Genomic DNA, 12,086 nt, shown 5'->3' with positions numbered 1-12,086 from the left:
ACAACGACGGGGTATTTTTTCAAGATGGGGACAGATTTAAGCGGGAGAACCCACCGCCTGTCCAAACCTGCTGCCCATGTGATTCGGGTGAGGCATACTGAGGGCGAAACCGGCATGCAGAACTGGGTTTTGCCCCGCAAGAAAGCGGGCATCGGGCAAGATTCAGACCAGATTCTGCCACCCTATTTTCCACTTTTCTGGAATGTGTGACCAATTAAAAACTGAGTTAAAAATGTATATTTTATAACGGGTTATATACGCCTGAATTCGATTGCACTTTTAACGGGAATCCACGAAAGGCAAGGAAATTCCAACCTCTGCAGGACGTTTTCAATGTCAAACCCCGTGTCACAACTTTTTGCACCAACGCTGACCCTTTTTCTGGCCATCGCGTCTCAGGCCGTGGCCGTTGGCGATCCGGCAAAGGGTGAAAAACTATATAACCGCTGCTCTTCTTGCCACGCGATCATCAAAGATGGAGAAATTTTGGTCAAAGGCGGCATCACCGGGCCGAATCTGTATGGTGTGGTAGGTCGTGTTGCCGGATCCGAGACTGATTATCTTTACGGAAGCGAACGCCTGCCCATCGGAATGTTCACTGATGACATGATCCGTGCGGGCAACGAAGGGCTTGTGTGGACCGAGGAAAATATCATCGCTTACTCGCAAGACCCGATTGGGTTTATTCAGGATTACCTGAATGACGAAACCGCACGCCCGAACATGAGCGTGAAGCTGAAGAAAGGGGCCGAAGACATTGCTGCCTATCTGGCCACCTTCAGCAGCCAGTAATGCAAAAGGCTCCGCCCCATCCTCGGCGCGGGGCCTGTTTCCTAGGCTGGTGGGCGGGTGGCAACCATGCTTGGCCGTTCGCTGAAATCCGCGTACCACGCGGCCAACGCATCATTGCCCTTACGCCAGCCACGCGCATCATGCCGCAGGTCCAGATACCCCAGTGCGCAGGCCACAGCGATCTGGCCCATATCCAGCGGGCCCGCCAAATGGGCCATCCACCGTTGGTTCAGCGCAGCGCAGGCGCGTTCGATCTTACCCCATTGCGCATCCTTCCAAAGGTCCCACTGCTTATCCTCGGGGCGGAAACGCTCTTCATAGGCGACCGCCAAAGCTGAATCCATAATACCGTCTGCCAGCGCTTCCAGTGTCAGCACGTCCCAGCGCCCGGAACCCTCGGGGTACATCCCGGCCTTGGCGCGTGCATCCAGAAAGGCGCAGATCACCCGACTGTCGAACAATGTCGGGCCATCGGACCGCTCCAACGCGGGGATTCTGGTCAACGGCACTTTGCCCAGCAGGGAATCGGAGGGATCCAACGGCGTATTGGCAATGGTCATCACCTCGACATCGTCAAGTTGGTTGGTTTCATGCAGCAAAACCATAACCTTACGCACATAGGGGGACATCGGGCTGTGATAGAGTTTCATTCACATTCTCCTTGGCTTCAGAAACCCTACAGCAGCTGGTTTGAAACAAAACCCATCAATTGCCAGCACCTTCACCCTTGCGGAACCGCGCGGGCCTTGGCAATGTCGATCCCGTTCTCAGGGCGGGGCGAAATTCCCCACCGGCGGTATGCGGGCCAAGACCCGTAAGCCCGCGAGCGGCCCCGTTGACCGGGGTGTCAGCAGATTTGGTGAAAGGCCAGAGCCGACGGTTAAAGTCCGGATGGAAGAGAACGTGCAAGTAACGCCGGTGATACGGCGTATTTGCTCGTGATCGCCTTGGGTGACGTGTCTGTTACGAAAGGAGATCATGATGACACACACCCGCTATGCTTTTATCAAAGCCAACTGGCATTCCGATATCGTTGACCGCGCGCTGGATGGGTTTCTGGACCTCATTCCCGCCGAGCAGGTCGACGTTTATGACGTCCCCGGCGCGTTCGAGATGCCGCTGCTGGCCCGCGACCTGGCCCAAACCGGGCGTTATGCCGCGGTCGCCTGCGCCGCATTCGTCGTGGATGGCGGTATCTACCGGCACGATTTCGTTGCCCAAGCCGTGGTTGACGGGCTAATGCGCGCTGGGATGGACACAGGTATTCCGGTCCTATCGGTATCGCTGACCCCGCACCAGTATCAGGAAACCGACCACCACAATGCCATCTACCGCGACCACTTTGTGCAAAAGGGCCGCGAAGCCGCACAGGCGGCGCTGAAAATCACCCAGACCCGCGCCGGGTTGGCGGCAGCTGCGTGATGTGAACAAGGTTGGGGTCAAACGGCCCCAACCGCAAATCCGCTTGAGGCCGCGGGCCTTGCCCGCTAATCACGACGCGCAAAGGAGCATGCCCCATGTCGATGAACAGCTTTGGACACCTCTTCCGCGTCACCACCTGGGGCGAAAGCCACGGGCCCGCTTTGGGTGCCACCGTCGATGGCTGCCCGCCGGGCGTTGCGATTGACGAGGCGATGATTCAGCACTGGTTGGACAAGCGCAAACCGGGGCAGAACAAATTCACCACCCAGCGACGTGAGCCTGATCAGGTTAAAATCCTGTCCGGCGTGTTTGAAGGACAGACCACCGGCACGCCCGTGCAACTGATGATCGAGAACACCGATCAACGCTCAAAAGACTACGGCGATATCATGGACAAGTTCCGGCCGGGTCACGCCGATATCACCTATTGGCAGAAATACGGTATCAGGGATTACCGCGGTGGCGGGCGCAGTTCGGCCCGGGAAACCGCATCGCGTGTGGCCGCCGGGGGGCTGGCGCGCGAAGCAATCAAACAGATCGCTCCCAATGTGCAGATCACCGGCTATATGGTGCAAATGGGGCCGCGCAAGATTGACCGCGCCAATTTTGACTGGTCGCAGATCGAACAGAACCCGTTTTGGACACCTGACGCGGCAGCAGCCGAAGACTGGGCGACCTATCTGGATGATCTGCGCAAATCCGGCAATTCGGTCGGCGCAGTGGTTGAAGTGGTAGCCCGAGGCGTCCCTGCCGGCATCGGCGCCCCGGTATATGCCAAGTTAGACACTGATCTGGCCGCTGCGATGATGTCGATAAACGCCGTCAAAGGTGTTGAGATCGGTGAAGGTATGGCCGCTGCCGAACTGACCGGCGAAGCCAACGCAGACGAAATTTTCATGGGGCAGGACGGTCCGCAATACAGCTCCAACCATGCGGGCGGTATTCTGGGCGGTATCTCGACTGGGCAGGATCTTGTGGTGCGATTTGCGGTGAAGCCGACCTCGTCGATCCTGACCACCCGCAAAACCATCACTAAATCCGGTGAGGAAACCGAGATCATTACAAAAGGGCGCCACGATCCTTGCGTCGGCATCCGTGCTGTGCCCGTGGGCGAGGCAATGATGGCCTGCGTCATCCTCGACCACTTGCTGCTGCACCGTGGCCAGATCGGAGAGAACCGTGGACGGATCGGCTGATCTGCGCGCGCGCCTGCGCGCCATCGTCGCGCAGCGGATGGAGACCGACCCGGCGCATGATCTGGCCCATCTGGACCGGGTTTGGGTGAACGCGCAGGCCATTGCGGACGATCAGACCGACATGCCCGTGTTGTTGGCTGCCAGCTATCTGCATGATCTGGTGAACCTGTCCAAAGACGACCCGGATCGCCATCTGGCATCCCGCAAGTCCGCGCAGGAATCAGAGCCTATACTGAGCAAACTTGGCTATAGCCCAGACCAAACTCGCGCCATTCAGCATGCGATTGAGGCACACAGCTTCTCTGCCAATATCACGCCAGTCTCACCCGAGGCCTGCATTCTGCGTGACGCGGACCGGCTTGACGCGCTGGGCGCGATTGGCATTGCGCGGAACTTTTCGGTTTCAGGCGCTTTGGGACGGGCGCTGTACGATCCGGCTGATCCGTTTGCCGCAAATCGGTCCTTGGACGATCTGACCTATTCGCTGGATCACTGGAAGGTAAAGCTGCTGGGCCTGCCCAGTGACATGCTGACCGAGGGCGGAAAAACCCTTGCACGACAACGCATCGAGCTGATGATCCGCTTTCTGGAGGACTTCGCGGACGAGATCGGCCAGTCTCTGCCTGCGGACTGGACGAATTCCTGATTCCACGCGTTGATCTTTGTCGAACAAAGGCGCAGGTTCGCGCCGATGGCAAAACCGTTAACATCGCATCGACCGCTGCTGGCCGTCGCTCTGAAAACGAGCGCGGTGTTTTTGTTCACCGTGATGGCTGGGTTGATCAAGTCGCAGTCTGATCACTTTCCACCCGGCGAGATGGTGTTCTTCCGATCACTGTTCGCCATTCCAGTGATCGTCATCTGGCTGATCTCACGCGGAGAATTGGCGCAAGGCTTTGTTGTTCGCAAACCCATGGGCCATTTCTGGCGCGGCGTACTTGGGACCACAGCGATGGGGCTGACCTTTACTGGCCTTGGTCTGATCCCCCTGCCCGAGGCCACGGCAATTGGTTACGCGACCCCGATTTTCACCCTGATTCTGGCCGCGATCATGTTGGGCGAGCGCATCCGCAAGATTCGGATCGCCGCCGTGGCAATTGGCCTTTTGGGTGTTCTGATCATGATCTGGCCCCGACTAGGCGGCAACAACATGGAGGCCGCCGCAACCATCGGCGCGCTGTGCATACTAGGAGCGACCGTTGCACGCGCCTTTGTGCAGATTCACATCCGGCAGTTGGTGCAGGTCGACCACCCGGCGGCCATTGTGTTTTATTTCTCGATGACCGCGACCTTGCTGTCCGGTCTGACCGTTTTCTGGGGCTGGGTCCTGCCCACGTGGGAGCAAGCCGCCGTGTTGATTCTGGCCGGGCTGATCGGCGGTGTGGCGCAGATTCTGGTGACCTCGTCCTATCGCTTTGGTCAAGCGTCGATGTTAGCGCCCTACGACTATACTTCGATGTTGTTTGCCATTGTCATCGGCTATTTCTGGTTCAGCGAACTCCCGACACTGGTGATGTTGATCGGTGCGGCACTAGTGATCGCCGGCAATATTGTGGTGATCTGGCGCGAACATCAGCTGGGTCTGGAACGTGGACGCGCCCGCGCCGTCACAGATCCCAAAGCCTGACCTTTACCTTTGCCAAACTTCCCCTAGGGTGTGGCGCGACACAAAATGAGGGTTCCCCATGAGCGACGCGCAGGATCACAAGGAAAAGATGCAAAAGGTGCAGGCTCAGCACCGCAAGAAAGTCTCAGAGGCGGTCGATCCCGACCGTGGGCTGGTGCTGATCAACACCGGCAAAGGCAAGGGCAAATCCTCGGCTGCTTTTGGCGTGGTAATCCGCGCCCTGGGTTGGGGGCAGAAGGTCGCCGTGGTCCAGTTCATCAAGGGCAAGTGGAAAACCGGCGAGCGGCGTTTCTTCGAAGAACGTGATCTGGTCACCTGGCACACGATGGGCGAGGGCTTTACCTGGGACACCCAAGACCGCGAGCGTGACATCGCAGCCGCTAATGCCGCCTTTGACAAGGCCCGCGCGCTGATGGCCAGCGGGGATTATGATCTGGTGGTACTGGATGAGATCAACATCGCCCTGCGTTATGAATATCTGTCGGTTGATCAGGTGATTGACGGGCTGAACGAGCGATCAGACAAAACCAGCGTGTTCCTGACCGGGCGGGACGCTCCGCAAGCGCTGCGCGACTATGCCGATCTGGTCACTGAAATGACCGAAGAAAAGCACCCGTTCCAAGCCGGGATCAAAGCACAGCGCGGCGTGGATTTCTGAAAACAGAGTCTAAACAGCCCCAAACCGGGGCTGTTATCCCGCCCGGTTTTCATTGAGAAACCGGACCGACCCGCGTTGGCTGGCGGCGCTGTCAGGTAAACGGTCGGATGACTTGGCATCTGTGGCAGGTTTTTTCTTGTCGACATAGGCGCAAAAATCGTCGTCACAACAGCAGCCGCACGCGGTTGCGGCCTCGTACCGTGCCATGATTTCGTCCAGCGGATCGCCCATACCAAGCTCTTTCCATGCCAGTCTGTTTCGTTTCCGAGGCGGCGGCGGGCTCTCACCAAGTCACGCGCTAAGCCCGCAAACCGCCTCGAAATTCGGTGCCGGATAGTATCATACCCAGCGTTGCTTTTTATCTGATTATTTTAGTCGGGAATTGCAAGAGCAAAAGCGCCATGTGATCAGGTGTGATGCGTTTGATGAGCGGATGAGCCGCCTGTTCTTAAAACAAGCGACTCACAGACATAAAAGTGGGCGTATTTCACACTCAGGCGGTTGCGCCCTGTTCCGACGCGCTAAGCGAGATCACAGCAACCACCGCCGCACCATTCAGCCAGTAGTAAATTGCGTCCAGCCCCGTAAAACCAAACAGGCTAGGTGCGGCCAGGAACGTGACGCCGACGAGCAAATCAACCGCCAGGTGGAATTTATAGGGCAGAACCCGCCAGACGCCGAGATGGTGGTCGGTCAGCACGGTCAGAACAAGCGCCGCGACACCGGTGACTACCGACAGCCACAACGCCATTGGGTTGGATTGCCCCAGCCCTAAAACAAAAGGCAACACCATCAGCGCCAGAGCAACCGGATAATCAAGATAAGCATGCACAGTGCGGGTAACAAAACGGACAGACATTGTTTTTTCCTTTCCTAACTTGGCATGGCACCAAGTTAAGATTGGATAGTCGGACGTTTAATTCTGGATCGTTCGCGAAACATTGCAGATCGTTCGAAGATCCAGCGGATCAGTGCATGGACCGGTAAGCTGCCGGAGACAGGCCAATCTGTTTCTTGAACACGCGGGAAAAGGCCGCTTCTGACGCATAGCCAACCTCGGCCGCCGCATCCGCCACGTTCCAGCGATTCTCAGTCAGGCCGTGACAGGCGATCTGCATGCGCCAATCCGTCAGATATTGCATGGGGGTCGCGTTCATCTTCTCGGCAAACAACTGCGCGAAGGCGGTACGTGACATCCCGGCCTCACGCGCCAGTGACTCGACACTCCATTCCTGTGCGGGGGCCTGATGAAAGGCGGTCAGCGCCCGCGAGATGCGCGGATCAGCGAATCCGGCCAAGGCGGTATCGCTGGGGCTTTGGTATTCCAGATGGGCGCGTATGGCTTGCGCAAACAGCACTTCGGACAGCTTCAGGGCGATCAGGTCGCCCCCGATACGGGCACCGTTGATCTCGGACCCGATCATGCGCAGGGTCGCTTCGATCCAGGCACCGGCCTCTTCGCCGTAGTTTTCGATCAGAATGTACGACGGCAAGCGGTCGATCAGCATATGACCTGCGCCCCTTCGTCCCGGCGGACCAGTGAATGAGAAATGGCCGCACACCAGCTGAGTATCGCGGCTTTTATCCTCGCCCCCGTAAATCAGGACGCCGTCGCCCTGATAACCGGACTCCTCCAGAACCTGCTCTAATGGCAACGCGTCCAGTGGCTTGATCTCATTGCACAGCAGCGCGTGCGCGGCCCCGTGCGGGATCAGGATCAAATCGCCTTGCTTGAGCCGCAGCGTTTCCCCTGTGTTAGAGACATAAACCTTCAATTCGCCGCGCTGAACAAAGTGGAAGCGGGCGACATTTTGATAGGCAGGGACCTGGATACCGAAAGGCGGCGTGAATGACGTGCGGAAATAGAATGTCCCCCGCAAGGACAGGCGGGTGAGGATATCGCTGAGCAGGTCCAACATGGGCGTAACCTATCGCTGCCTGCGCTGCCGTCCAGCCCGTTGAACGATCTGCACAAGAACTTGAACGGCGGGCAAAGAAAAACCCCCACGAAACGCGGGGGTTCCTAACTGTGCGTTTCTGGTCAGATCAGGCGCGAACCAGCGCCTCATAATCTGCGGCGATCTCGCGGGTCAGATCTCCGACTTCGAAAGCGTAGTCGCCGATTTGCCCCACCGGAGTGACCTCGGCCGCCGTCCCGGTCAGCCAGCATTGCTCGAAATCAGCCATTTCTTCGGGCTTGATACGACGTTCGATCACGTTGATGCCCTTGTCTTTCAGCATCTGGATCACGGTCTGACGGGTGATGCCGTTCAGGAAGCAATCGGCCAACGGAGTATGTACCTCGCCATCCTTGACGAAAAACACGTTGGCACCGGTCGCCTCGGCCACATAGCCGTTGTAATCCATGAACAGCGCGTCCGAGCAGCCCTTGGCCTCGGCCTTGTGCTTGGAAATGGTGCAGATCATGTAGAGACCCGCCGCCTTAGCGTGAACCGGGATGGTTTCCGGACTTGGGCGTTTCCATTCGGCGATGTCCAGCTTGGCGCCTTGCATCTTAGCGTCGCCATAATAGGCGCCCCAAGGCCAAACCGCGACGGCCATACGTACGGGGTTTCGAGCCGAGGCCACGCCCATATCTTCGCCCGAACCGCGCCAGACCAGCACCCGCACATAGGCGTCCTGCAGACCGCTGGCTTTCAGGGTTTCTTCCTTGGCAGCTTCGATCTGATCGATCGTATAAGGCATCGGCATGTCCAGCGCGTCGGCAGATGCGATCAGACGCTCGGAATGCTCGCGGCTTTTGAAGATCTTGCCGTTATATGCGCGCTCACCTTCGAACACCGAGGACGCATAGTGCATTGCATGAGACAGGATGTGTACATTGGCATCGCGCCAAGGCACCAGTTCACCGTCTATCCAGATCACGCCGTCACGATCATCATACCCCGCCATGCGAAACCTCCTGAACTGGGTTGAATTTTTCGCTTGTTGCGCCATTTAAGTCCGATGCGGACATAAAGTTGCGCAGAAACTGCGGTTCGATACCTGTCCACTCTTGGAATGTCAATAACGCTGACATAAAGTCGGTCCTGAGTAACGAATGAGGCAAATGATGTCGGATACGCGCCCCGCCCAAGTGTTTGGCGGTGAAAGCCTTTTGTTTTTGACCGACGAACAGTTGCGACAAGGGATCGAAGCGATGTTTTTCGCTTACCGGGGCTTTACCGCCGATCCTGATCGCATTCTGGCGCAACTCGCCTATGGTCGAGCCCATCACCGCGCCGTTCATTTCATCAACCGCGCGCCAGGAACGACCGTGAACAACTTGCTGGCGATCCTGGGCGTGACGAAACAGTCGCTGAACCGGGTACTGCGGACCTTGATCGATGACGGGCTGGTCGAAAGCCGCGTGGGCACAGTGGACAAGCGCGAACGCCATCTGTTTCTGACCGAAAAAGGCAAGGCGCTTGAGGCCAAACTCTCTGAGGCTCAGCGGGTGCGAATGCGCGCCGCCTACAAGGATGCGGGCCCCGAGGCGGTATCAGGATTTCGTAAAGTACTTGAAGCAATGATGGATGCTGATATGCGTCATGCTTACACGAAACTGCGGGATACGACCTCATGAGCGATTTGGATGCCCATCTGCTGATCGTCGACGACGATGAGCGTATTCGTGATCTGCTCAAGAAATTCCTGATGCGCAGCGGGTTTCTGGTGACCGCCGCCCGTGATGCCGCCCATGCGCGGCGGGTACTTTCGGGGCTGGACTTCGACATGATCGTTCTGGACGTGATGATGCCGGGCGAAGACGGCGTAAGCCTGACCAGAACTCTGCGCGAAACCCATTCAACCCCGATCCTGCTGTTGACCGCGCGTGGTGAGACCGAACACCGGATCGCCGGGCTTGAGGCTGGCGCGGACGATTACCTGGCCAAGCCGTTCGAGCCAAAAGAGCTTTTGCTGCGCATCAACGCGATCCTGCGGCGGATGCCTGAAACACCAGCGCAAGATACGGCGACCAAGATTTTGACCCTCGGCCCGATCCGCTATGACGTGGAACGTGGTGAGATGTGGCAGGGCGAAGAACCGGTGCGTCTGACTGCGACGGAAAGCCAGTTGATGAAGATCTTCTCGACCCAACCCGGTGAGCCGATCAGCCGCGCCAAGCTGGTCGAGGATCTGGGCCGCGACAAGGGACAGGCGCAGGAACGCGCGGTGGATGTGCAGATCACCCGGCTGCGGCGCAAGATCGAACAAGACCCAAAGCAGCCACGTTATCTGCAGACGGTCCGGGGCGCCGGGTATATGCTGGCGCCGGATTGATCAGGCCGCTTCGCGGCAACTATTGGCCTTCGGCGAAGGTATTTTTAGCCAGATGAACAGGGGATCAATATGAAAACCGCCCTTTTGACTCATGCGGATTGTCTGGCGCATGTCACCCCGGATGGGCACCCTGAGCGGGTGGCCCGGCTGGAGCATATCCTGCATGCGTTGGAGTCATTGGACCTGAACCGGGTGACAGCGCCACTGGCGGCGGATGACGATCTGCTGCGCATACATCCGGAAAGCTACATCCGGGATGTACGCAAAATGCGCCCCGCAGAGGGCTTTGCCCAGATCGACGGGGACACGTTCATGTCTCCGGGCTCGGTCGATGCGGCCTATCGCGCGGCGGGGGCTGTGGTGCGGGCGGTGGATATGGTGCTGGGCGGTGAGGCGCAAAATGCCTTTTGTGCGATCCGGCCTCCGGGGCATCACGCCGAGACTGACACCGCGATGGGGTTTTGCCTGTTCGGCAATGCCGCGCTGGCGGCGAAACATGCGCTGGATCACCACGGGCTGAACCGTGTCGCAGTGGTTGATTTTGACGTGCATCACGGCAATGGCACGCAGGATTTGCTATGGGATGAGAAACGCGCACTTGTGATCACCAGCCAGCAGATGCCGTTGTGGCCCGGATCGGGGCGTCCGGATGAAACCGGCGCGTATGAGACCATTCTCAACATCCCCCTGTCCCCCGGTTCCGGCGGGGCCGAGATGCGTGCGGCCTATGAAACACAGGCTTTCCCGCGCCTGCGCGCCTTCAAGCCGGACCTGATCATCATCTCGGCTGGATTTGACGCGCATCAAGACGATCCTTTGGCCAATCTGAACTGGTCCACAGGTGACTTTGCCTGGGTCACCGCAGAGCTTTGCAACATAGCCGATGAGCTTTGCGGGGGACGTATCGTCTCGACTCTGGAAGGCGGGTATGATCTGAACGCACTGGCCCAGGCCACACTCGCCCATGTGGAAGAATTGATGAAGGCAGCCCGATGACCGATACTCCAGTAGACCAGATGACATTCGAACAGGCGATGAAAGAGCTTGAGGCCGTTGTTGGCCAGCTCGAGCGCGGCGATGTGGCGCTGGACCAGTCCATCGCGTTGTATGAGCGCGGCGCGGCGTTGAAAAAGCGCTGCGAGGAGGAGTTGAAGCGGGCCGAAGAAAAGGTGGCCGCTATTACTCTGGACGCCAACGGTCAGCCGACCGGGACGACGCCTGTCGAAGGTCAGTAAATGTTTCGTGAAATACTAGCGCAGGATGCGGCGCGGATTCAGGATCAGTTCGATCTGGTTCTGGGCGCGCTGGACGATCTGAATGTGACCCGTGCGATGGCCTATGCCACCAAAGGTGGCAAACGGTTACGTGGGTTTCTGGTGCTGGAAAGCGCGCGCCTGCACGGCGTGGATGCAAGTCGCGCCGTTTGGCCCGCCACCGGGATCGAAGCGCTGCACGCGTACTCACTAGTCCATGACGATCTGCCCTGTATGGATGACGACGATCTGCGCCGTGGGCGGCCCACGGTTCATGTGAAATGGGACGAAGGCACCGCCGTTCTGGCCGGGGACGCGTTGCAGACGCTGGCCTTCGAACTCTGCACCCGTCCCGAGGTCGGCACGGCCGAGGTTCGGGCAGAATTGGCTCTGACCCTTGCCAAGGCCTGCGGAGCGCAAGGTATGGTGCTGGGTCAGGCGCTGGATATCGCGGCGGAAACGGCTGCAGCACCGCTGACCCTGGACGAAATCACGCGCCTTCAAGCGGGTAAGACCGGTGCCCTTATTGAATGGTCCGCATGTGCAGGCGCACGTTTGGCGCAGGCCGACCCCGGGCCGTTGCGCCAATATGCCCGGGCACTGGGGCTTGCTTTTCAGATCGCGGACGACATTCTGGATGTCGAGGGTGATGCCGAAAAGGCTGGAAAACGCCTGCAAAAGGATGCCCAGGCTGGCAAGGCCACATTTGTTTCACTGTTGGGTCTGGAAGCAGCCAAAGCCCGTGCGGCGGAACTGGTGGATCAAGGCTGCGCCGCACTGGACGGCTATGGCGCATCGGCAGAAACCTTGAAGGACGCCGCCCGCTTCGTTATTGCCCGGGACAGCTAAGCCAG

16 protein-coding genes and 1 riboswitch are annotated in these 12,086 nt (G+C 58.5%); of the genes, 11 read left to right on the top strand and 5 right to left on the bottom strand.

What is annotated here, in order from left to right; translation table 11 throughout:
- The first annotated feature begins 333 nt into the window (after nt 1-333).
- Nucleotides 334-792: a c-type cytochrome gene (locus ACR0B0_RS10200; protein WP_170349659.1), complete on the top strand. Its 459-nt coding sequence runs from the start codon at nt 334-336 to the stop codon at nt 790-792.
- A gap of 41 nt (nt 793-833) precedes the next feature.
- On the opposite strand, the gene ACR0B0_RS10195 is transcribed toward ACR0B0_RS10200, so the two are convergent.
- Entirely contained in the window at nt 834-1,442 is a 609-nt protein-coding gene (locus tag ACR0B0_RS10195; protein WP_170550164.1) for a glutathione S-transferase, read from the bottom strand.
- A gap of 109 nt (nt 1,443-1,551) precedes the next feature.
- A riboswitch (FMN riboswitch) is annotated at nt 1,552-1,699 on the top strand.
- Between the two features lie 74 nt (nt 1,700-1,773).
- On the opposite strand from ACR0B0_RS10195, the gene ACR0B0_RS10190 reads away from it, so the two are divergent.
- From ACR0B0_RS10190 to cobO, 5 genes are all read left to right on the top strand, one after another.
- On the top strand, nt 1,774-2,214 hold the full coding sequence (locus ACR0B0_RS10190) for a 6,7-dimethyl-8-ribityllumazine synthase (protein WP_170376366.1): 441 nt from the start codon (nt 1,774-1,776) through the stop codon (nt 2,212-2,214).
- A 95-nt stretch (nt 2,215-2,309) separates the two neighbouring features.
- Entirely contained in the window at nt 2,310-3,410 is a 1,101-nt protein-coding gene (aroC, locus tag ACR0B0_RS10185; protein ID WP_170360930.1) for a chorismate synthase, read from the top strand.
- The gene (locus tag ACR0B0_RS10180) at nt 3,394-4,056 is read left to right on the top strand and encodes an HD domain-containing protein (RefSeq protein ID WP_480647609.1); all 663 of its coding nucleotides are present in this window, start codon (nt 3,394-3,396) and stop codon (nt 4,054-4,056) included. The genes aroC and ACR0B0_RS10180 overlap by 17 nt, the downstream gene beginning before the upstream one ends.
- 45 nt (nt 4,057-4,101) lie before the next feature.
- A complete protein-coding gene (locus tag ACR0B0_RS10175) occupies nt 4,102-5,037 on the top strand; it encodes a DMT family transporter (RefSeq protein ID WP_170376372.1) in 936 nt (311 codons plus the stop codon).
- Between the two features lie 58 nt (nt 5,038-5,095).
- Nucleotides 5,096-5,695 (top strand): cob(I)yrinic acid a,c-diamide adenosyltransferase, encoded by a 600-nt coding sequence (gene cobO, locus ACR0B0_RS10170; protein WP_480647608.1) that lies wholly within the window; start codon nt 5,096-5,098, stop codon nt 5,693-5,695.
- Nucleotides 5,696-5,728: 33 nt separating this feature from the next.
- Here cobO and ACR0B0_RS10165 read toward each other — a convergent pair whose 3' ends face one another.
- The 4 genes from ACR0B0_RS10165 to ACR0B0_RS10150 form a co-directional block, all read right to left on the bottom strand.
- Complete coding sequence (locus ACR0B0_RS10165) at nt 5,729-5,926, bottom strand: hypothetical protein (protein WP_170396731.1); 198 nt, start codon at nt 5,924-5,926, stop codon at nt 5,729-5,731.
- Between the two features lie 262 nt (nt 5,927-6,188).
- Nucleotides 6,189-6,554 carry an SPW repeat domain-containing protein gene (locus tag ACR0B0_RS10160; protein ID WP_170349651.1) on the bottom strand — a complete coding sequence of 122 codons (366 nt, stop codon included), beginning with the start codon at nt 6,552-6,554 and terminating at the stop codon, nt 6,189-6,191.
- A 109-nt stretch (nt 6,555-6,663) separates the two neighbouring features.
- Nucleotides 6,664-7,614: an AraC family transcriptional regulator gene (locus tag ACR0B0_RS10155; protein WP_170360940.1), complete on the bottom strand. Its 951-nt coding sequence runs from the start codon at nt 7,612-7,614 to the stop codon at nt 6,664-6,666.
- A 127-nt stretch (nt 7,615-7,741) separates the two neighbouring features.
- Entirely contained in the window at nt 7,742-8,608 is an 867-nt protein-coding gene (locus tag ACR0B0_RS10150) for a branched-chain amino acid aminotransferase (RefSeq protein WP_480647605.1), read from the bottom strand.
- 160 nt (nt 8,609-8,768) lie between these two features.
- Between ACR0B0_RS10150 and ACR0B0_RS10145 the strand changes: the two genes are divergently transcribed.
- The 5 genes from ACR0B0_RS10145 to ACR0B0_RS10125 all read left to right on the top strand — a co-directional run bounded on the left by ACR0B0_RS10145 (nt 8,769) and on the right by ACR0B0_RS10125 (nt 12,081).
- The gene (locus ACR0B0_RS10145) at nt 8,769-9,281 is read left to right on the top strand and encodes a MarR family winged helix-turn-helix transcriptional regulator (protein ID WP_170349648.1); all 513 of its coding nucleotides are present in this window, start codon (nt 8,769-8,771) and stop codon (nt 9,279-9,281) included.
- Entirely contained in the window at nt 9,278-9,979 is a 702-nt protein-coding gene (locus ACR0B0_RS10140; protein ID WP_170349647.1) for a response regulator, read from the top strand. The genes ACR0B0_RS10145 and ACR0B0_RS10140 overlap by 4 nt, the downstream gene beginning before the upstream one ends.
- A 69-nt stretch (nt 9,980-10,048) precedes the next feature.
- Nucleotides 10,049-10,975 carry a histone deacetylase family protein gene (locus ACR0B0_RS10135; RefSeq protein ID WP_480647603.1) on the top strand — a complete coding sequence of 309 codons (927 nt, stop codon included), beginning with the start codon at nt 10,049-10,051 and terminating at the stop codon, nt 10,973-10,975.
- Nucleotides 10,972-11,214 (top strand): exodeoxyribonuclease VII small subunit, encoded by a 243-nt coding sequence (locus tag ACR0B0_RS10130; protein WP_058282745.1) that lies wholly within the window; start codon nt 10,972-10,974, stop codon nt 11,212-11,214. The genes ACR0B0_RS10135 and ACR0B0_RS10130 overlap by 4 nt, the downstream gene beginning before the upstream one ends.
- Nucleotides 11,215-12,081, top strand: a complete 867-nt coding sequence (locus ACR0B0_RS10125; protein ID WP_170410982.1) for a polyprenyl synthetase family protein — start codon at nt 11,215-11,217, stop codon at nt 12,079-12,081.
- Nucleotides 12,082-12,086: the final 5 nt, after the last annotated feature.

It is taken from the genome of Ruegeria sp. BA12 (genome assembly GCF_056539625.1).
The sequence above is the reverse complement of the archived record's forward strand: the minus strand, read 5'-3'. Positions and strand labels throughout refer to the sequence as shown.

Excerpts from the sequence above, each read along its gene's own strand:
- ACR0B0_RS10200 (WP_170349659.1), top strand. The coding sequence starts at position 334 with ATGTCAAACCCCGTGTCACAACTTTTTGCACCAACGCTGACCCTTTTT.
- ACR0B0_RS10195 (WP_170550164.1), bottom strand. The coding sequence starts at position 1,442 with ATGAAACTCTATCACAGCCCGATGTCCCCCTATGTGCGTAAGGTTATG.
- ACR0B0_RS10190 (WP_170376366.1), top strand. The coding sequence starts at position 1,774 with ATGACACACACCCGCTATGCTTTTATCAAAGCCAACTGGCATTCCGAT.
- aroC (WP_170360930.1), top strand. The coding sequence starts at position 2,310 with ATGTCGATGAACAGCTTTGGACACCTCTTCCGCGTCACCACCTGGGGC.
- ACR0B0_RS10175 (WP_170376372.1), top strand. The coding sequence starts at position 4,102 with ATGGCAAAACCGTTAACATCGCATCGACCGCTGCTGGCCGTCGCTCTG.
- cobO (WP_480647608.1), top strand. The coding sequence starts at position 5,096 with ATGAGCGACGCGCAGGATCACAAGGAAAAGATGCAAAAGGTGCAGGCT.
- ACR0B0_RS10165 (WP_170396731.1), bottom strand. The coding sequence starts at position 5,926 with ATGGGCGATCCGCTGGACGAAATCATGGCACGGTACGAGGCCGCAACC.
- ACR0B0_RS10160 (WP_170349651.1), bottom strand. The coding sequence starts at position 6,554 with ATGTCTGTCCGTTTTGTTACCCGCACTGTGCATGCTTATCTTGATTAT.
- ACR0B0_RS10155 (WP_170360940.1), bottom strand. The coding sequence starts at position 7,614 with ATGTTGGACCTGCTCAGCGATATCCTCACCCGCCTGTCCTTGCGGGGG.
- ACR0B0_RS10150 (WP_480647605.1), bottom strand. The coding sequence starts at position 8,608 with ATGGCGGGGTATGATGATCGTGACGGCGTGATCTGGATAGACGGTGAA.
- ACR0B0_RS10145 (WP_170349648.1), top strand. The coding sequence starts at position 8,769 with ATGTCGGATACGCGCCCCGCCCAAGTGTTTGGCGGTGAAAGCCTTTTG.
- ACR0B0_RS10140 (WP_170349647.1), top strand. The coding sequence starts at position 9,278 with ATGAGCGATTTGGATGCCCATCTGCTGATCGTCGACGACGATGAGCGT.
- ACR0B0_RS10135 (WP_480647603.1), top strand. The coding sequence starts at position 10,049 with ATGAAAACCGCCCTTTTGACTCATGCGGATTGTCTGGCGCATGTCACC.
- ACR0B0_RS10130 (WP_058282745.1), top strand. The coding sequence starts at position 10,972 with ATGACCGATACTCCAGTAGACCAGATGACATTCGAACAGGCGATGAAA.
- ACR0B0_RS10125 (WP_170410982.1), top strand. The coding sequence starts at position 11,215 with ATGTTTCGTGAAATACTAGCGCAGGATGCGGCGCGGATTCAGGATCAG.